Source organism: Bradyrhizobium sp. Kon10, from assembly GCF_055807395.1.
Genome location: NZ_JBVVOZ010000003.1, coordinates 61,069 through 80,116 on the forward strand (window position 1 = coordinate 61,069; position 19,048 = coordinate 80,116).

The 19,048-nt window shown below is 65.5% G+C and carries 18 protein-coding genes; 13 read left to right on the forward strand and 5 right to left on the reverse strand.

The features are described from left to right. The first annotated feature begins 3 nt into the window (after nt 1-3). The 3 genes from AC0L2O_RS05655 to AC0L2O_RS05665 all read left to right on the forward strand — a co-directional run bounded on the left by AC0L2O_RS05655 (nt 4) and on the right by AC0L2O_RS05665 (nt 4,508). Nucleotides 4-924, forward strand: coding sequence for a LysR family transcriptional regulator (locus tag AC0L2O_RS05655; protein WP_473369003.1), 921 nt, complete (start codon nt 4-6; stop codon nt 922-924). 145 nt (nt 925-1,069) lie between these two features. Beyond that, nucleotides 1,070-2,566, forward strand: coding sequence for a caspase family protein (locus AC0L2O_RS05660; RefSeq protein ID WP_473369004.1), 1,497 nt, complete (start codon nt 1,070-1,072; stop codon nt 2,564-2,566). A gap of 256 nt (nt 2,567-2,822) precedes the next feature. After that, complete coding sequence (locus tag AC0L2O_RS05665) at nt 2,823-4,508, forward strand: SulP family inorganic anion transporter (protein WP_473369005.1); 1,686 nt, start codon at nt 2,823-2,825, stop codon at nt 4,506-4,508. Between the two features lie 193 nt (nt 4,509-4,701). Here AC0L2O_RS05665 and AC0L2O_RS05670 read toward each other — a convergent pair whose 3' ends face one another. Further along, nucleotides 4,702-5,055: a hypothetical protein gene (locus tag AC0L2O_RS05670; RefSeq protein ID WP_473369006.1), complete on the reverse strand. Its 354-nt coding sequence runs from the start codon at nt 5,053-5,055 to the stop codon at nt 4,702-4,704. Nucleotides 5,056-5,106: 51 nt separating this feature from the next. Beyond that, nucleotides 5,107-6,531, reverse strand: coding sequence for an FAD-binding oxidoreductase (locus AC0L2O_RS05675; RefSeq protein ID WP_473369007.1), 1,425 nt, complete (start codon nt 6,529-6,531; stop codon nt 5,107-5,109). A gap of 87 nt (nt 6,532-6,618) precedes the next feature. Between AC0L2O_RS05675 and AC0L2O_RS05680 the strand changes: the two genes are divergently transcribed. Beyond that, nucleotides 6,619-7,125 carry a thioesterase family protein gene (locus AC0L2O_RS05680; RefSeq protein ID WP_473369008.1) on the forward strand — a complete coding sequence of 169 codons (507 nt, stop codon included), beginning with the start codon at nt 6,619-6,621 and terminating at the stop codon, nt 7,123-7,125. 122 nt (nt 7,126-7,247) lie between these two features. Here AC0L2O_RS05680 and AC0L2O_RS05685 read toward each other — a convergent pair whose 3' ends face one another. Further along, entirely contained in the window at nt 7,248-7,421 is a 174-nt protein-coding gene (locus tag AC0L2O_RS05685) for a DUF1328 domain-containing protein (RefSeq protein ID WP_200512274.1), read from the reverse strand. A 237-nt stretch (nt 7,422-7,658) separates the two neighbouring features. On the opposite strand from AC0L2O_RS05685, the gene AC0L2O_RS05690 reads away from it, so the two are divergent. The 8 genes from AC0L2O_RS05690 to AC0L2O_RS05725 all read left to right on the forward strand — a co-directional run bounded on the left by AC0L2O_RS05690 (nt 7,659) and on the right by AC0L2O_RS05725 (nt 15,672). Further along, complete coding sequence (locus AC0L2O_RS05690; protein WP_473369009.1) at nt 7,659-10,250, forward strand: ATP-dependent helicase; 2,592 nt, start codon at nt 7,659-7,661, stop codon at nt 10,248-10,250. 91 nt (nt 10,251-10,341) lie between these two features. Continuing rightward, nucleotides 10,342-10,758 carry a hypothetical protein gene (locus AC0L2O_RS05695; protein WP_473369010.1) on the forward strand — a complete coding sequence of 139 codons (417 nt, stop codon included), beginning with the start codon at nt 10,342-10,344 and terminating at the stop codon, nt 10,756-10,758. Beyond that, on the forward strand, nt 10,758-11,441 hold the full coding sequence (locus tag AC0L2O_RS05700) for an OmpA family protein (protein ID WP_369721762.1): 684 nt from the start codon (nt 10,758-10,760) through the stop codon (nt 11,439-11,441). Before AC0L2O_RS05695 ends, AC0L2O_RS05700 begins: the two co-directional genes overlap by 1 nt. A gap of 154 nt (nt 11,442-11,595) precedes the next feature. Then, nucleotides 11,596-12,132, forward strand: coding sequence for an Mpo1 family 2-hydroxy fatty acid dioxygenase (locus tag AC0L2O_RS05705; protein WP_369721761.1), 537 nt, complete (start codon nt 11,596-11,598; stop codon nt 12,130-12,132). A 29-nt stretch (nt 12,133-12,161) separates the two neighbouring features. Further along, nucleotides 12,162-13,193, forward strand: coding sequence for an NAD-dependent epimerase/dehydratase family protein (locus tag AC0L2O_RS05710; RefSeq protein ID WP_369721760.1), 1,032 nt, complete (start codon nt 12,162-12,164; stop codon nt 13,191-13,193). Nucleotides 13,194-13,224: 31 nt separating this feature from the next. After that, nucleotides 13,225-13,851 carry a methyltransferase family protein gene (locus AC0L2O_RS05715; RefSeq protein ID WP_369721759.1) on the forward strand — a complete coding sequence of 209 codons (627 nt, stop codon included), beginning with the start codon at nt 13,225-13,227 and terminating at the stop codon, nt 13,849-13,851. 185 nt (nt 13,852-14,036) lie between these two features. Beyond that, on the forward strand, nt 14,037-14,246 hold the full coding sequence (locus AC0L2O_RS05720; protein ID WP_473369011.1) for a hypothetical protein: 210 nt from the start codon (nt 14,037-14,039) through the stop codon (nt 14,244-14,246). Between the two features lie 124 nt (nt 14,247-14,370). Beyond that, nucleotides 14,371-15,672 (forward strand): PQQ-dependent sugar dehydrogenase, encoded by a 1,302-nt coding sequence (locus tag AC0L2O_RS05725; RefSeq protein ID WP_473369012.1) that lies wholly within the window; start codon nt 14,371-14,373, stop codon nt 15,670-15,672. A 3-nt stretch (nt 15,673-15,675) separates the two neighbouring features. Here AC0L2O_RS05725 and AC0L2O_RS05730 read toward each other — a convergent pair whose 3' ends face one another. Next, nucleotides 15,676-16,500: an aspartate dehydrogenase gene (locus tag AC0L2O_RS05730; RefSeq protein ID WP_473369013.1), complete on the reverse strand. Its 825-nt coding sequence runs from the start codon at nt 16,498-16,500 to the stop codon at nt 15,676-15,678. A 219-nt stretch (nt 16,501-16,719) separates the two neighbouring features. Between AC0L2O_RS05730 and AC0L2O_RS05735 the strand changes: the two genes are divergently transcribed. Continuing rightward, nucleotides 16,720-17,793: a tartrate dehydrogenase gene (locus AC0L2O_RS05735; RefSeq protein WP_473369014.1), complete on the forward strand. Its 1,074-nt coding sequence runs from the start codon at nt 16,720-16,722 to the stop codon at nt 17,791-17,793. Between the two features lie 174 nt (nt 17,794-17,967). On the opposite strand, the gene AC0L2O_RS05740 is transcribed toward AC0L2O_RS05735, so the two are convergent. Then, nucleotides 17,968-18,909 (reverse strand): LysM peptidoglycan-binding domain-containing protein, encoded by a 942-nt coding sequence (locus AC0L2O_RS05740; protein ID WP_473369015.1) that lies wholly within the window; start codon nt 18,907-18,909, stop codon nt 17,968-17,970. Between the last annotated feature and the right edge of the window lie 139 nt (nt 18,910-19,048).

The following is a 19,048-nucleotide window of genomic DNA, read 5'->3' on the forward strand; positions in this document are numbered from 1 at the left end:
TGAATGCTCGACCGCCTGACCAGCCTGGAAGTCTTCGCCAAGGTGGCGGCGAACGGCAGCCTGTCCGGCGCGGCCCGGGCCATGGGCCTGTCGCAGACCATGGTCACGAAGCACATCGCGTCGCTTGAGGCGCGGCTCGGCATCAAGCTATTCCACCGCACCACGCGGCGGCTGTCGATCACCGAGCCTGGACGCAGTTATCTCGAATCCTCGGAGCGAATTATCGCCGACATGGAGGCCGCAGACGCCGCTGTCGCGCGCGAGCGCGTCGAGCCGCGCGGGCTGCTGCGCGTCAACGTGCCCGTGGTGTTCGGCACCAGGCAGATCGCGCCGCTCATCGCGGAGTTCTCCGAACGCTATCCCGAGGTCACGGTCGAGCTAGGCCTCAACGACCGCCTCGTCGACCTCGCCGAGGAGGGCTGGGACCTTGCCATCCGCATCGGCAAGCTGCGCGACTCCAGCATGGTGGCGCGAAGGCTCGCACCGAACCGCCTGGTGGTCTGCGCCGCGCCCTCTTATCTTGCGAAGCACGGCACGCCGCGCAGCGTAGCCGACCTCGCCGCACATAATTGTCTTGGCTATACGCTGTCGCAACAGGCCAGCGCGGCGGAATGGCTGTTCGGCGCGGACGGCGAGATCCGGGTCCAGGTCTCCGGCAATCTGCGCGCCAACAACGGCGATGCGCTGCGCGCGGCAACGCTGGCCGGTCTTGGGCTGGCGCGACAACCCACCTTCATCATCGCGGACGACTTGCGCGCCTGCACGCTGGTCGCACTTCCGCTCGACCAGCCGGAGATGCAGTCCTCGGCGGTGCATGCGGTCTACCTGCCCGACCGCCGGCCGCCGGCAAAAGTGCGCGCCTTCATCGACTTTCTCGCCGCGCGCTTTTCGCCGGACCCGCCCTGGGACCGCGGCCTGTTCTGAAGGGATACTGCCTGACGCGCCAGCTCCGGCAGACCCCCTGCCCCATTTTGCGGCACGCGAGAGCGTGAGATAGCGCACAGACAGAGTCATGGCGGACCACTAGAAAAGATGACATCCTCGCGCCATTGCCGATGGAGGTGACACGATGCGCCGTCCAGTCCTTTGCAATTTATTTCTTGCGTCCGGTCTTCTTGCGCTCACACAAATGATGACCCCGACAGATGCCGCGGCCGAAGCGCGGCTTGCGCTGGTGATCGGGCAATCGGCCTATCGCACGGTGTCGGAATTGCCCAACGCCGCCAACGATGCCAAGGGCATGGCGGAGTTGCTCGGCAATGCCGGCTTCAACGTCACCACCGCGCCCAATCTGGGCCAGAGCGAGATGCGGCAGGCGATCTCCGATTTCGCCGGCAAGGTCAGCGCCAGCGGCGCCGATACCACCGCGCTGGTGTTCTATGCCGGCCACGGCCTCCAGATCGACGGCGAGAACTATCTGGTCCCGGTCGATCTCGATCCGAAACGCGAGGCCGACATTCCGCTTCAGGGGGTGCGGCTGAACGACCTTCTCAACACGCTCGGCGCGCTGCCGACGCGTGCGCGCATCTTCATGCTCGATGCCTGCCGCAACAATCCGTTCCCGGCGCTGAGCGGTGCCGGCCACGGCCTTGCGATCGTCGACACCAAGGCCGGCGCGCAGGGCACCTTCATCTCCTATTCGACCTCGCCCGGCGCGGAAGCCGAGGATGGCTCCGGCCTCGACAGCCCCTACACCACCGCGGCTTTGACGGTTGCGAAGCAGCCGAACATCCCGATCGAGGAAGTGTTCAAGCGCATCCGCATCTCCGTGGCGCAATCGACCGACGGACGGCAGATCCCGTGGGAAAGCTCGTCACTGACGACCGACTTCAAGTTCTTCGGCGACAGCAGCGGCCAGCAGCCGCCTGCTCCGGGCGCAGCGTCGACGGCGCTCGCCAGCGCCACGCGCAGCGTCGAGGACTGGCGCAAGGATTTGCAGGGCAAGGATGCCAAGGTCGCCTATGAGCTCGTGCTCGCCGACGACACCGTGCAGGCGTATCAGGCCTATGTCGAATTGTACGGTCAGGACGTCCGCACGCCGCGCCTGCGCACCGTGCTGGAACGCCGGCGCCAGATGCTGGCATGGGATCGCGCGGTCGCGATCAACACCCGCGCCTCATTCGAGGCCTATCTCGCCAACTGGGACAACAGCGACCTCGCGGCGACCGCGCGCAGGCTGTTGTTGCGCGTGCAGAACCGCAACTACGTCTTGCCGGTCGCGGCGGCTGCGGCCCCTGCTCCGATCGCCGTCGCGCTGGCGCCGACCTGCCCGTGCACGACGCCTTCAACGCCGGCAACGCCGATCAATCCGATCGTCGCGCCGATCATCAAGAAGCGCGTGGACGATACCCCGCCGCCCAAGCGCAAGGTCGTCGACACGCCGCCCAAGCGCCGGCCTCCCACCGATGAAGTGATCGTCGAGCGCGCACCGCCGGATCGAGGACCGCCGCCCGGCGCCGTGATGCAAGGCATCGGCATCGGTGTTGGCATCGGGCTAGGGATGGGCATGGGTGGCGGCGGCGGCCGCGGCGGAGAGATGGGACACGGCGACCGCGGCAGGTACTGAGGCAGGTGCGAGACGGAGGACGAAGATGTCCTCCGTCATGGCGAATGAAGGGAAGCGCTCCAGAGTGTTTCCATGGAGAGATTCTGGATTGCTTCGTCGCAAGATCTCCTCGCAATGACGGCTGAGGGGCCGCAGAGAACAAATCATCACCGCGACAATTCTGTTGATGGCCGGGGAGTTGCGCGCCCCGCCGCCTTCCATTCCGGAAATGCTGTAGTCTGACGACCGATGCCAGCTTTCCGGGGACTTCACAGCGATGCCGCACGACGCTCACGCCAAAGACACAGCGAAGCAAGCATGGCCGGTGTTCCGGTCGCTTGCATCCTATTCCCTCTCCGGCGATCTCATTGCAGGCCTGACGCTCGCGGCGATTGCCATCCCCGAGCAGATGGCCACCGCGCGGCTCGGCGGCTTCGCGCCGCAGATCGGCTTCTTCGCCTTCATGGCGGGCTCGGTCGGCTTCGCGCTGCTCGGCGGCAACCGCTTTCTCTCGCTGGGCGCGGACTCCACGATCACGCCGATCTTCGCCGGCGGACTTGCGGCACTGGCCGCTACCGGCTCGCCGGAATATCAGGGCCTTTCGATCGCGCTGGCGCTAATGGTTGGCGCGATGATGCTCGCCGGCGGCGCTTTCCGGCTCGGCGGCATCGCCAATCTGTTGTCGGTGCCCGTCATGGTCGGCTTTCTCGCCGGCATCTCGGTGCACATCATCGTGTCGCAATTACCGGGCGTGCTCGGATTGCAGTCACCAAACGGCCCGACGCTCGATCGCATCGGCGTGCTCGCAACCGAGCTCGGCCGGACCAATCCCGTGACCTTTTGCATCGGCTTTGGCGTGCTGGCGGTGGTCTTCATGTCGGAGAAGATCAGTCCCAAATTTCCCGGCGCGCTGATCGGGCTGGTCGCCGCGACGCTCGCGGTAATCGGGCTGGGGCTCGAGAGCAAGGGCGTCAACGTCGTCGGCATGGTGCCGGGCACGCTGCCGCGACCGACCTTGCCTGAGCTTGCGCCGGAGCAATGGGTGCGCCTGGTGCCGCTCGCTTTCGTGATCACGATCGTGGTGATGGTGCAGACCGCTGCGACGACGCGGTCGTTCCCATCCGATCCCGACAAGCCTGCCGATGTCGATCGCGACTTCCTCGGCGCCGGCGCTGGCGGCGTGCTGGCCGGCCTGTTCGGCGCGTTCCCGGTCAATGCCAGCCCGCCGCGGACGGGGATCGTCGCCGAGACCGGCGGACAGTCGCAGCTTGCGGGGCTGGCCGCCGCGGCAATCGTGCTGGCGCTGCTCGCGTTCGGGACCGGGCTGTTGCAGCACGTTCCGGATGCAGCGCTCGGCGGCATCCTGCTGTTCGTCGCGCTGCGGATCATCCGCTTCAATCAGATCGTCACGATTTATCGCCAGTCCTTCAGCGAGTTTGTGCTGATCGTTGCAACAGCCGCGCTGATCATCGTGCTGCCGATCCAACAGGGCGCGTTCCTCGGCATCGTGCTGTCGCTGCTACACGGGATCTGGAGCACGACGCGTGCCAGGCTGGTCGAGTTCGAGCGCGTGCCCGGCACGACGATCTGGTGGCCGACCCATCCGCACGTCACCGGCGAGCGCATCGCCGGCGTCGCGGTGATCGGGCTGCAGGCGCCGCTATCGTTTCTCAACGCGCCCAGCTTCCGCAGCGACGTGAGCAAGGTTCTTACCACGTCAACGCCGCAACTGCTGGTGCTGGAGGCGAGCGGCATGGTGGAGATCGACTTCACCGCCGCGCAGATCCTGCTCGACGTGTTCAAGGCGTGCAACGAGCAGGGCGTCACGGTGGCACTGGCGCGGCTGGAGTCGGTGCGCGCGCAGGATGCGTTCGAGCGGTTCAGGTTGTTCGATGTCCTGTCCCGCGAGCACGTCTTCCACAGCGTGGACGAGGCCGTGCGAACGTTGGCAAAAGCGGAATAGCATTGAGTTACACCGGTTGAGCCGCGAACTCGCTTCACCTCTCCCGCTTGCGGGAGAGGTCGGCGCGCTCTTTGCGCGCCGGGTGAGGGCTCTCTCCTCTTGAGGATTATCCCCGTTGCGGAAGCACCCTCTCCCCGGCCCTCCCTCGCAAGCGGGGCAGGGAGCGCACCGCGTTCGCAGCAACAATGAGCGATTACGAAGACAACGTCGGATGATCGCGCTGGATCGTCTCGCGGATCCAGCTGGCGTGGATCGCGCGATACAGGATCTGCGCGGTCTTGGTGTCGTTGGCTGTCATGCAGAGACCGACGATGCGGTGGACGGCGTCGTCGCGCATCAGGTCATCCGAGATCTTCATCGCGATTTCCATCGCGACTTTCGCGGCGCGCTCATAGCGCTCGCTCTCGCGCTTGTCGCTCCGCGAAGCAGCTGCGCTCGCGGCATGACAGATGGCGCGGATGCGCTCAGCCGCGTCGATGTCGCCGAGCGGCGACTCGATCGGTTCGTCCCAGATGTCTTTCCGCGTCGTGCGCGCAAACCACCGCATTGCCTCGCTCCGTGGTAACGGAACGAGCATAAACGGGCGCAACGCCGTGCGCTACGCCTCCGGCACGATCTTGCCGGGATTGAAGATGTTCTGCGGATCGAGTGCCTTTTTCAGCGCACGCATGGCGTCCAGCGCCTCCGGGCCCAGTTCCGCCCTGAGATATTTCTGCTTGCCCTGGCCGATGCCGTGCTCGCCGGTGCAGGTGCCGTCCATCGCCTGCGCGCGCTCGACCAAACGGTGCATGAACTCCTCGCCGCGCGCCATCTCGTCGGGGTCGTTGGTGTCGCAGACCAGCGAGCAGTGGAAATTGCCGTCGCCGACATGGCCGACGATCGGCGACAACAAATTGAGCCGCTTGAGATCTTCCTCGGTCTCGCCGACGCATTCGGCGAGCCGCGAGATCGGCACGCAGACGTCGGTCGCGACCACGCCGATGCTGTCGCCGGGCCGCAGCGCCTTCACCGACCAATAGGCGTCGTGCCGCGCCTGCCACAGTTTTGTGCGATCCTCCGGCTTGGTGGTCCAGGAGAAATCGCCGCCGCCGCATTCCTTGGCAATCTCGCCGAAGGCCTTGGACTGCTCGCCGACCTCGATCTCGCTGCCGTGGAATTCCATCAGCAAGAGCGGCGTCTCCGGCAGCGTCAGCTTCGAATAGGCGTTGCAGGCCTTCACCTGGGCGGCGTTGAGCAGTTCGATGCGCGCCACGGGAATGCCGGTCTGGATCGCCAGGATCACGGCCTGACACGCCCCGTGCACGGTCTCGAACGACACCGCGCCGGCCGCGATCGTCTCCGGGATGCCGCGCAGGCGGATGGTCAATTCCGAGATGATGCCGAGCGTGCCTTCGGCGCCGACGAACAGATGCGTGAGGTCGTAGCCGGCCGCGGATTTCTTGGCGCGCGTGCCGGTCGTGATGATCTCGCCGTCGCCGCGCACCACCTTGAGCGCGATCACGCTGTCTCGCATGGTGCCGTAACGCACCGCATTGGTGCCGGAGGCGCGGGTCGAGGCCATGCCGCCCAGCGAAGCGTCCGCGCCGGGATCGATCGGGAAGAACAGGCCCTGGTCGCGCAGATGCTCGTTCAGCGCCTTGCGCGTCACGCCGGGCTGGATCACGCAGTCGAGGTCCTCGGCGTGAACGGCGAGCACCTTGTTCATGTCGCGCAGATCGATCGAGATGCCGCCGGCGGGCGCATTGACCTGGCCCTCAAGCGAAGTGCCGGTGCCGAAGGCGATGACCGGCACGCCGTTCTTGGCGCAGATCCGCACCACGTCCTGGATGTCGGCGGTGTCCTGCGCCATCACCACGCCGTCCGGCGGCTGGTTGGCGATCCATGTCGTGGTGTGGCCGTGCTGCTCGCGAACAGCCTGCGAGGTGATGAGGCGGTTGCCGAAGCGTGCGGCGAGCTGCTCCAGCGCGCTCGCGAGGGCTTTCGGCGCCGGCCGCGGCGGATTATTGGTGATGGTCGTACCCACGGATAGTCCTCCCGACGAGACAAACCGTGGCAAAGGACATCTCACCGGTCAAGTCAAGCGACCGGACGCATAGCAAGGGACGGACACATGCCGGAGACTGCCAAAGCTGCGCTCAAGCCCGAACCGTTCCGCTCATCGACCATGCAGATCGAGCCGCAATGGATCGACTATAACGGCCATCTCAACATGGCCTATTACAACGTGATGTTCGACCGGGCGATCGACGAGTTCTGGCTCGAGCTCGGGATTGGGCCCACCTACAAGACGGAGCGCCACGGCTCGACCTTCACCGCCGAATGCCATGTGCGTTACTTGCGCGAGATCCACCTCGGCGATCCCGTGCAGATTCTGGTGTGGTTGCTGGAGGCCGACGACAAGCGGCTGCATACGTTCGAGGAGCTGAGGCACGCCACCGAGGGCTGGCTGTCGGCCACGTCCGAGAACATGTCGCTCCACATAGACATGAATGCGCGGCGCGTTGCGCCGTTTCCGCCCGACATCCAGCAGCGTATCGCAGGCATCGCCAAGACCCACGGCACCCTGCCGCGGCCCGAGGGCACCGGCCGGAGCGTGGCGATGCCCTCGAAGCGGTGACGCTCTAACTCCTCATCCTGAGGAGCCCCGCGAAGCGGGCGTCTCGAAGGATGCAAGGCCACAGTCGGGCCTTCATGGTTCGAGACGCGCGTTCCGCGCTCCTCACCATGAGGATAACACCGCTAGACCCTGTTGCGGCCGCGGGCGAGACCGACCACGGCCGAGACCAGGAACAGCACGACCGCGATGAAGAAGATGATCTTGGCGATTTCGACTGAAGCGCCGGCAATGCCGCCAAAGCCCAGAATGCCGGCGATCAGTGCGATAACCAGAAACGTCACAACCCAGCCAAGCATGGTCAAACCTCTGTCTTGATGTCTGTCTGCGATCGGGCGGCGTGCCACCACGGCTCGCTTGCGGAGACAATCTCGACCTCGGAACGATTGTTCCGGACCAGGCCATGCGGAAATTCGCGCGCCCGCTTGGAACAAATCGGCGCCCGGCGCACGTGGAAAACCCTCCCCGCGACCCCATATAGCCACCAATCCCTGCTATAGGCTCCCCTCCACCCCGCGGTGCCATCGTGGGGCCAAATGATTCGCATGACCGAGCCGAGCAAAATCATCCCCGAGAGCATCCCCGACCACCAGCCCGCGGCCGGCGGCATCGCCGCGCGTGCGCGCGCCTCGGTGGGACCGAAATATTTGTCCGGGCTCAATCCCGAGCAGCGCGACGCCGTGGAGACGCTGGACGGCCCGGTTCTGGTGCTGGCCGGCGCCGGCACCGGCAAGACTCGCGTCCTGACCACGCGCATTGCGCATATCCTCAGCCAGGGCCGCGCCCGCCCGAGCGATATCCTGTCGGTGACCTTCACCAACAAGGCCGCGCGTGAGATGAAGCACCGGCTCGGCCAGATGCTCGGCCAGGCCGTCGAGGGCATGCCGTGGCTCGGCACCTTCCACTCCATCGGCGGCCGCATCCTACGCACCCATGCGGAGCTGGCGCAGCTCAAGTCGAACTTCACCGTGCTCGACGTCGACGACCAGGTGCGGCTCCTGAAGCAGCTCTTGCAAGCCGACAACATCGACGACAAGCGCTGGCCGGCGCGGATGCTGGCCGGGCTGATCGACGGCTGGAAGAACCGCGGCCTGACGCCGTCGCAGGTGCCCGCCGGCGAAGCCGCAACGTTCGCCAACGGCAAGGGCGGCAAGCTCTATGCGAGCTACCAGGAACGGCTGAAGATCCTGAACGCCGCCGATTTCGGCGATCTGCTGCTGGAAGACATCCGCATCTTCCGCGAGCACCCGGACATCCTCCGGCAGTATCAACAGCGCTTCAAATTCATCCTGGTCGACGAATACCAGGACACCAACGTCGCGCAGTATCTGTGGCTGCGGCTGCTGTCGCAGGCGCCGACGAAGCCAACCGCCCCTACTGTCATTCCGGGGCGCCTCGAAGAGCCGAACCCGGAATCCGGAGATGGGCCATCAGCTCGAGATTCCGGGTTCGATGCAACGCATCGCCCCGGAATGACGGAGCATGCGGTTAGCGCGCCAGTGGCCGCCCCCCATGTCAAAAACATCTGCTGCGTCGGCGACGACGACCAGTCGATCTATGGCTGGCGCGGGGCGGAGGTCGACAACATCCTGCGTTTCGAGCACGATTTTCCCGGCGCCAAGGTCATTCGCCTCGAGCGCAACTACCGCTCGACCGGCCACATCCTCGCCGCCGCCTCGCACCTGATCGCGCACAATGAAGGCCGGCTCGGCAAGACGCTGCGCACTGAGGACCAGGACGGCGAGAAGGTCACGGTGACGGGATCGTGGGATTCGGAAGAGGAAGCGCGCGGCATCGGCGAGGAGATCGAGCAGATCCAGCGCCAAGGCGACAAGCTCAACGAGATCGCGATTCTCGTGCGCGCGTCCTACCAGATGCGCGAGTTCGAAGATCGCTTCGTCACGCTCGGGCTGCCCTATCGCGTGATCGGCGGCCCGCGCTTCTACGAGCGCGCCGAAATCCGCGACGCGCTGGCTTATCTGCGCGTGATCAATTCACCCGCCGATGATCTCGCCTTCGAGCGCATCGTCAACACCCCCAAGAGGGGCTTGGGCGATGCCACCGTGCAGATGCTGCACGATCACGCCCGCAAGCGCCGCATTCCGCTGTTCGAGGCCGCGCGTGCCGTGGTCGACACCGACGAATTGAAGCCGAAGGCACGCGGGTCACTGCGCGATCTCGTCACCCAGTTCGACCGCTGGCGCGCGCAGCGCGAGGTCACCGCGCATACAGATCTCGCCCAGATCGTGCTCGACGAGAGCGGCTACACCGAGATGTGGCAGAAGGACCGCTCGGCGGACGCTGCCGGCCGGCTGGAGAACTTGAAAGAGCTCGTGCGCTCGATGGAGGAGTTCGAGAACCTGCAAGGATTTCTCGAACACATTTCGCTGGTGATGGACCGCGACAGCGGCGCCGACGAGGATGCGGTGTCGCTGATGACGCTGCATTCGGCCAAGGGGCTCGAATTCGACAACGTGTTCCTGCCCGGCTGGGAGGAAGGCCTATTCCCGAGCCAGCGCACGCTGGACGAACAGGGTCGCGCCGGCCTCGAGGAAGAGCGTCGCCTCGGCCATGTCGGCCTGACCCGTGCGAGGCGTCGCGCCAAGATCTATTTTGCGACCAACCGGCGGATCCACGGCACCTGGACAACCACGATCCCGTCGCGCTTCCTGGACGAATTGCCTGCGGCCAATGTCGAGATCACGGAATCCAAGGGCGGCTCGGCTTGGGGCGGCACAGGCGGCTACGGGGCCTCGCGCTTCGACGACATGGAGGCGTTCGGCTCCACCTATTCGACTCCGGGCTGGCAGCGCGCCCAGGCCAATCGCAACCGCGGCGGCGGACGCAGTGGCGGCGGCCAGGGTGGCTTTGAGGAACAGACCTCGTCGTTTTCGTCCTCGCCGGATTTCGGCAGCTTCTCGTCGCGCAGGCGCGGGCCGATGACGATCGAGGGCGAACTGGTGGCCAAATCGACCGGCACGACCTCGGATTTCTCGCTCGCCGACCGCGTCTTCCACCAGAAATTCGGCTACGGCCGCGTCACCAAGGTCGACGGCAACAAGCTCACCATCGCCTTCGACAAGGCCGGTGAGAAGAAGGTCGTGGACAGCTTTGTGCAGCGGGCGTGAGGGCCGGCCCTGTTGCGGCGGCGTTACGCCGCCGAGTTTCTTCCTTCCACGCCCCTTGACCGCCGCGAACTTCCCCGTATCAGATGCGGCCATGGTTCGGGGCCCCATCACACTGATCTTGCTGGCATTGGTCATGCCGTCGCTTGCGGCGGCGGAGACCATGAGCTTTGGCGATTCGCTCGGGCTGCTGGCGAAAAGTTGCGGCGCGGAAATCGTGGCGAATTGCCGCGGCGTCAATCCGGATTCGACCCGGCTGAAGGAGTGCCTGTCCCGCAACCGCGACGTGCTGTCGCCGCAATGCCAGACCGACTACCTCACGGCGTTCGACGCCATCCTGAAGCGCGTCGCCGCCCGCGTCACGGTGGCGAACGCCTGCCAGCGCGAAATCGTCAAGATCTGCGGCGGCTCGACCAAGGAGACCAGCAAGTCGGTCCCCTGCCTGGTCTCGACGCCCAAGGGCATCAGCAACAACTGCCTGAAGGCCGTCGACGACGCGGGATACCGATGATGCGCGCGACCGGGCTTACCACCTCCCGAATTGGCATCGCTCTCGGTAGCTTTCTTGGTCTTGCTTTGCTCGCGGGCGCCGCAGCCGGGCAGACGGCTCCGCCGACCCGCGACGACATCGTCGGCAAGCTCAATCATTTCGAGGAGGCCGCCGAGGTCGATATTCCCGCGCTGAAGCAGCAGGTGATGGAGCGGGCCAAGGCCAGGATCAAGAACGATCCGGGGCCGGTGAACCGTCCGCTGATCGCGCCCGACCTCGCCAAGCTGCCCACCTTCACCGCGCAGATCCAGTTCGACGCCGACACGCCGATCATCCAGCCGGACTCCTACCAGACCGTCGGCCGGCTCGCGGACGCGCTGGTGCACGCCTCGCTGCTGCCCTACACGTTCCTGATCGTCGGCCATGTCGAATCCAATACGAAGACACGAGAGGCCAATGCGATCCTGAGCCAGCGCCGGGCGGACGCGATCCGCGACGTGCTGGTGAACACGTTCAAGATTTCGACCAAGCGGCTTCAGCCGATCGGGCTGGGCGAGGAGCAGTTGCTCGATCGCGCCCGGCCGACCTCCGCGGTCAATGGCCAGCTGCAAATCCTCACCTTTGCCAAGCTGCCCGAGGACGAGCCGGCGCGCCCCGCTGCGGCACCCGCGCCCGCGACGAAAAAGCCCGCCAGGAAACATTGAGCGTGCGCGCCTCGGCGCCTGACGGAACCCTTTGAAGTCCGGCCATTTTGTGACCTGTCTCACAGCGCGACAGCACGGTTCTGCGCGACAATAGTGCCGGTTTGTGCACTGCCCACTCCGGTGCTATAGCCTGTTTTCGTCCTTCCCCGACCCTGTGCTGCACGAGACCGAGATGGCTGGCTATTTTCAACGCCAACTGGCGGATTATGTCGAATACCACCGCGATCCCTGGAATTGCGTGATGCATGTGGTCGGCATTCTCCTGCTCTTCACCGGTGCGACGCTGCCGCTGACGCTGGTCCATTTCCAGATATTCGGGATCGAGGTGAGCCTGGCGGTGATTTTGGCCCTGCCGGTGCTGGTATATTGGCTGATGCTGGACGCCGGGATTGGCCTCGGCATCCTCGCGGCGATGATCGTGCTGCTTTCGGTCGCAACCGCAATCGGCAATCAGGTCTCGCTCGCCATCATGTGGTCGATTTTTGCGGTGCTGATCGGGTCTGGTATCGCATCGCAGATCGTCGGCCACAGGGTATTTGAGGAGCGGCAGCCGTCAATGGTCGACCACCCCACCCATTTCCTGCTTGGACCGATGTTCGTCATGGCAAAATTATTCATTGCACTGGGTTTTCGTCGCGATCTCGCTGCGATTCTCGCGCCTCTTCCGACCAGCTCCCTTTCAACCCGATAGCTTCCAGAGCGGAACAGCAAACCTTCTTCATGACTCTCGTCCTGGTTACCGGTGGCAGTGGTTTCATCGGACAGCATCTCGTCGAAGCGCTCCGCGCCCGTGGGCAGCGGGTGCGCGTGCTCGACGTCCGGCCGCCGGCCGCGGCGAGCGCGGACGTTGAATATGCGCAGGGATCGGTGCTGGATAGTGGCGCGGTCGATGCCGCGGTTGCCGGCGTCGATCAGGTCTACCATCTCGCCGGCCTGCCCGGCATGTGGGTCGCCGACAAGCAGGCCTTCCACGACGTCAATTACCGCGGCACCGAGGTGGTGCTCGCATCCGCGATGAAGCGCGGCGTGTCGCGCTTCCTGCACTGCTCGACGGAATCGATCCTGTTTCCCTATTCGAACCTCAATGGCACGCCCGCCGAAGAGGCTCTGCAGCCGGCGGACGCGATGCCCGGCGCCTATACGCGCTCGAAGTCGCTCGCCGAACATCACGCCGCGAAGGCTGCGGCCGCGGGCTTCCCGCTCGTGATCGGCACGCCGACCATGCCGATCGGCGCCGCCGACCACAATCTGACGCCGCCGACCGCGATGCTGTGGTACTTCCTGCAGAAGAAGGTGCAGCCGCATCTCGACTTCCTGGTCAATCTCGTCGACGTCCGCGACGTCGCCATGGGCCTGGTGCTGGCGATGGAGCGCGGCCGCGCCGGCCAGCGCTACATCCTCGGCGGCGATTGCGTCCGGCTCGGCCAGATCCTGAGGATGATGTCCGCGATGAGCGGCCGCCGGCAGTTTCCGGTCGTCGTTCCCGGCAGGATCGCCGAGTTCTCCGGCATCCTGCTCGAATATCTCTCCGATCACGTCACGCGCCGGCCGCCGAACGGCACCGCCGAAGGCGTGCGCATTGCGCTTGCCGCGAGCGATCTTTCGATCGGCAAGGCGCGCACCGAGCTCGGCTATGCGCCGCGCCCGATCGAGCCGGTGCTGCACGAAACCATCACCCATCTGCTCGCCCGCAACGGCCAGCAGCCCTCCGACGCCATCAAGCATCACGCGCTGTCCTCACGCGCGAGCTGAGGCCGCCGCCCAAACCAAAGAACCTTTCCGCATGTCCTTCGATTTCAGCAAACTTCTCTCCGTCGCCTGGGGCGGCTGGACCACGGCCTGGCCGACCGAACTGCTGGCGCTGATCTGGCTCGCCTTTCTCGCCAGCTGGGTGGGCGCCTCGTTCTGGCAGGGCCGGACCAAGAAGCAGGTCATGACGCTGGAGTCGCAGCGCTACAGCCTGCCGATCCTGGTCGGCGGCATCCTGTACACACCGTGGGTTGCGGAGATCCTGGGCTGGAAGCCGCTCTGGGTGCTCGGCAACACCGGGATCGCCTTCGCCGCGATCCTCTCGATCGCCGGCATCGCCTTCGCCTGGTGGGGCCGGCTGCATCTCGGAAAATTCTGGTCCAACACCATCACTCACAAGGAAGACCACCGCGTCATCGACACCGGCCCTTACGGCATCGTGCGTCACCCGATCTACACGGGATTGATCTTCGGCATGCTCGTCACCGGCATCGCGATCGGCATGGTCACGACGATCCTCGGCGCCATCCTGATCTCGCTCGGCATGTGGCAGAAGGGCCGGATGGAAGAGGTGTTCCTGTCAAAGGAGCTCGGCGAGGACGCCTACGGCGCCTATTGCCGCCGGGTGCCGATGATCATTCCGTTCTTGTCGCCGCGCTGAGGCGCGGAGCGACGGCGCGACCGTTGCGAGCGTAGCAAGCGCCCACATCTCCCAATGTTGTCCCGGCCTTCGCCGGGACGACACGGAGAGTTTTTCGCGCACGCAGCCATCTCCCGGACAAGGAACCGCCCCTCCGCTCGCCCGTTAGCCGCTCGAAGCATGCAATAGCTGCAGAGCATCGAGCCATGTCGGACGCCTACGATTACTTTCGCGAGCACGCGGTCACCGCCGTCCGCAAGGCGCGGGCGCTGCCGCGCGGGCGGACGAAGCAGAAGCAGCGCGTGGTCGCGCGGGTCTATCATCTCCTGTCCAAGGAGGCCGCGCTTGCGGCGAACATCCATCACCTCGACGAGTTTCGCGCGGCGCGCGGGCTGGAGCGGCAGATCGGCCGCTGAACGCCTGCTGTCCATGCAAATTCGGTCGGCTGCCATTCCACGACAATAAAGCTGCACTGAGTTCCGCGAAGGTTGACCTTTTCGTCGCCACCAAGTTGGATGCGCGCGCAAACAGGGGCCTCTCATGACTTTTTCCAGCATCTTTGCGCAATTCGTCGCATTCGTCGGCGGCCTCGCGCTGCAATGGCGAAAGCTGTCGGGGACCGCGCCCGCCCCGGCCTGGGGCGAGGCGCCGGCGATTCCCGAAGCAAAGCCGCAAGGGGCGCTGCCGACCCTGAAGATGCCCAGCGCGCGGGGCTGGAGCGAGGGCCAGAAGCCGACGGCCGCGCCCGGTCTCAAGGTCAATGCGTTCGCCACCGGCCTCGACCACCCGCGCTGGATCGAGGTGCTGCCCAATGGCGACGTTCTGATCGCCGAAGCGACGCAGATCGCAGGCACCCCGCGGAGCGTGTTTCACTACGCGATGCAGGCGACGATGCGCCGCGCCGCGGCGCTCGGCGTCAGCGCCAACCGCATCACGCTGTTGCGCGACAAGGACGGCGACGGCATCGCCGAAATGCGCGGCGCCTTCATGGAAAACCTGAGCCAGCCGTTCGGCATGGCGCTGGTCGGCGACACCTTTTATGTCGGCAACACCGACGGCGTGATGGCGTTTCCCTATGTCGCGAATGCCGACCGCATCACCGCGCCGGGCAAGCGGCTCACCAATTTCAAGCCGAGCGGACACTGGACCCGGAGCCTGCTGGCAAGTCCCGACGGCAAGAAGCTCTATGCCGGCGTCGGCTCGCTCACCAACATTGCCGAGATGGGCATGGAGGTCGAGCAAGGCCGCGCCGCGGTCTACGAGCTCGATCTCGAGGCCGGCACCCATCGCATCTTCGCCGGCGGTCTGCGCAATCCGGTTGGATTGGCCTGGGAGCCAACCACGAATGTGCTGTGGACCGTCGTCAACGAGCGCGACGGGCTCGGCGACGAGACGCCGCCGGACTATCTCACCTCGGTGCGCGACGGTGGCTTCTACGGCTGGCCCTATTGCTACTGGGGCAAGACGGTCGACGATCGCGTCCCGCAGGATCCGGCGATGGTCGCCAAGGCGCTCACGCCCGATTACGCCCTGGGCGGCCACACCGCGTCGCTCGGCCTGTGCTGGATGCCGGCGGGTACGTTGCCGGGCTTTCCGGACGGCATGGTGATCGGCCAGCACGGCTCGTGGAATCGGAGCACGCTGTCCGGCTACAAGGTGGTGTTCATCCCGTTCGAGAACGGCAAACCCTCCGGCCCGGCGCGCGACATCCTGTCGGGCTTCCTGGCGCCGGACGAGAAAGAGTCCTACGGCCGCCCGGTCGGCGTGGCGATCGGCCCGGATAAATCGCTGCTGATGGCCGACGACGTCGGCAACGTGATCTGGCGCGTCACCGGCGCTTGAGAATCACGTCCCCACGGACAGCGTGGCGCGCTGCTTACGCAGCAGCGCGATCACCGACAGCGCCGTGATCAACCCGGTCTTGGGATTTTCGGACGGGATGTTCTCGATGGCCATCGAGAAGCGCGCGGAATCCGCCTCGACCTCGATGCGGTGAACGTTGCGCGTCACGGTCGGGTCGGCCCAGATCTGCACCTGCGTGCGGTCGGGCCCGACGCCCGCGAGCGACAGCGCCACCGCGACATTGAGATTGGCCGGAAAGCCTTTTGCGGCCTCGCGCGCCGTGCCTTCGAACAGCTTCAGCGGCTCGCGCAGATGATCGATATCGATGTTGTTCTGGACGATGAACGGCGCACCCTTTAGCCCGTCGATCGGCTTGCGCGTGACCATCTTCACCGAATGGATGGTGCCGATCGCGGCGGCGTTGACGGCATCGAGGCCGATCAGCGCGCCGGTCGGCACCATGATGCGGCCGCCATTGGCGCGGGCGAGATCGACGAGATCAAAATTGTCGAGCAGCCCGCCGACGCTGACGACGATTGCGGCCTTGCCGCGTTTCACCGCGGGCTCGACGATCGCGCGCAGTTGGCTGCTCGGCGCGCATTCGACGACGATATCGCCGACGTCGCCGAGTTGCTCGATCGGCAAAACCAGCGGCGGATGGCGAAGGCTTTTCAGGAAAGGCTGATGCTTTGCGGCATCGCGCACCGCGACGGCCGAAAGCACCAGCCCCTCGATGCCCTGATCGAGCGCAGTCGCGATCTTGCTGCCGATCGAGCCCAATCCGGCGATCGCAACCCGCAATTCGTTCGAAGCTTTCTGACCGGTCATCGCATCGCACCTTCTGTCCAGGCCAACGTCATAGCTCCTCACGTCTACCGCGCATAGCTGCGCAGGCATACGGCTGCCAGCGGCAGCCCGCCGACGGGCTTAATTCGTTGCCGGCCTGCTCGTTCTCTCAACGTGCTCACCCTGCTATTGTCGCGGGCGCAGACCGCGCCCGCCGAACCCGTCACGCAATCCCGCTGATATCCCTAACGGAGTTTTTCCATGCGCACCCATTCGATTGCAGCGATTCCCGCTGATGGCATCGGGCCCGAGGTCATCTCGGCCGGAATTCGCGTGCTGGAGGCACTTGCAAAACGCAGCGGCGATATCGCCTTCAATATCAAGACGTTCGACTGGGGCTCGGACTATTACAAGAAACACGGCGTGATGATGCCGGCCGACGGTCTCGCTGAACTCAAGAAATTTGACGCGATCTATTTCGGCGCGGTCGGGGCGCCCGACGTGCCCGACCACATCACGCTGTGGGGCCTGCGCCTGCCGATCTGCCAGGGTTTTGATCAATACGCCAATGTGCGGCCAACCAAGATCCTCCCGGGCGTCGCCTCGCCGCTGCGCAATGTCGGCGTCGGCGATCTCGACTGGGTGATCGTGCGCGAGAATTCGGAAGGCGAATATGCCGGCATGGGCGGCCGCGCTCATCGTGGCCTGCCGGAAGAAGTCGGCACCGAAGTGGCGGTGTTCACCCGCGTCGGCGTGACGCGGATCATGCGCTATGCATTCAAGCTGGCGCAGTCGCGCCTGCGCAAGTTCCTGACCGTGGTGACCAAGTCGAACGCGCAGCGCCACGGCATGGTGATGTGGGATGAGATCGCAGCCGAGGTCGCGGCCGAATTCCCTGACGTCGCCTGGGACAAGATGCTGGTCGACGCCATGACGGTGCGCATGACGCTGCATCCCAAGAGCCTCGACACCATCGTTGCGACCAACCTCCACGCCGACATCCTCTCCGACCTCGCCGGCGCGCTGGCGGGCAGCCTCGGCGTGGCGCCGACCGGCAACATCGATCCGGAGCGCCGCTTCCCCTCGATGTTCGAGCCGATCCACGGCTCGGCGTTCGACATCACCGGCAAGGGCATCGCCAATCCGGTGGCGACGTTCTGGACCGGCGCGCAGATGCTCGAGCATCTCGGCGAGACGGACGCCGCGGTGCGGCTGATGGCGGCGGTCGAGCGCGTCTGCGCGGCCGGCGTGCTGACACCCGACGTCGGCGGAACTGCGTCGACGAAAGAGGTGACCGACGCCGTGATCGACGCGATCAATGGGTCGAATGTTTAATCTTGACTTGACGTCATGGCCGGGCTTGTCCCGGCCATCCACGATCTTTCCCGCGGCAACAAGAACGTGAAAGCCCGGGCCTTCGCCTCCACGAAGCGGCTCGGCCGCGCAGGCGGGACAAGCCCGGGCATGACGAGTTTCAACCGCCCGCAGCTTTCGGAGAGATAAAACGCCCTACTTGCGCCTGGACGGAGCCGGCGGCGGCACCGCCATCGCGGCGGCGGTGTCCGGCGGCGTCAAATGACGCGGGACGATGATCGACTGGCCGGGGGTGAGCGGTGCGTTCTCCGGCAGCGAGTTGCTCTGCGCGAGCGACCACAGCGGCACGCGATTGGCGGCGGCGATGCTCTCCATGGTGTCGCCGCGGCGCACCGGCAGTCGCACGCCGCTATCCCACAATTCGACCGGCGTTTCGCCGGGCACGAGATAGCGCAGCGGCACGGCATCGGCCTCGGTCTGGGGCGGAATGCGCGGCAACTGCGTCACCATCTCGAGGATCTGGCGATGGATGTCGTCGGACTTCTCGATATTGATGTGGCTGACCCGCGAGTTCTCCTTGAGGTCGTAGCTCGCATAATGGCCACGGAAGCCCGGCACCGCCACGACGTTACCGCCGCCAAGCACGCTGTCGGAAAGGAAGATGTTGATGAAGCGCTCGACATTGAGCGGCACGTCGTCGGTCGCATGCGCGGGGTCGATAGTGATGACGAGACTGATCGGAATGTTCTCCTTGGCTGCCATCTCGGCGATGATCACCGAGCACAACCCGCCCATGGAATGGCCGATCAGCACGATCGGCGCCGGCGATTCCTTGTAGCTCGCGATGGCGCGATTACCGATCCATCGGCAGATGGTGAATTCATAGACATCGGCCGAAAAACCGGCCTGCGTCAGCTTCTCGCTGAGCCGGTCCATGCCGGTCGAGAAGATCGGCCCCATGGCGCCGCGAAACAGGTAGATTTTCGGGGGTGGCAGCGGCTCGGCCGGCGGAGGCGGCGCGGCGGCAGGCGCGAGCGCGGCGGGCTTGGTCTTGGCGGGCGAGCCTGCGGCCATGCCGGTGCTGAAGGCGAGCAGCGCAATCGCTGCCAGCACCACAATTCGCCTTGAATCCATCATCAGTCCAGCAGTCCCACCGCGGCAGGCAAAGGCCTCCCCCCGGGGGCTTAGTGACGGCCGAATGGGTGGAATTTGGGGCACGGACACAGCCGCCGCGCCAGTAGGCTCGCGATATCCTCGACAGCGGGCTGAGCGCGGC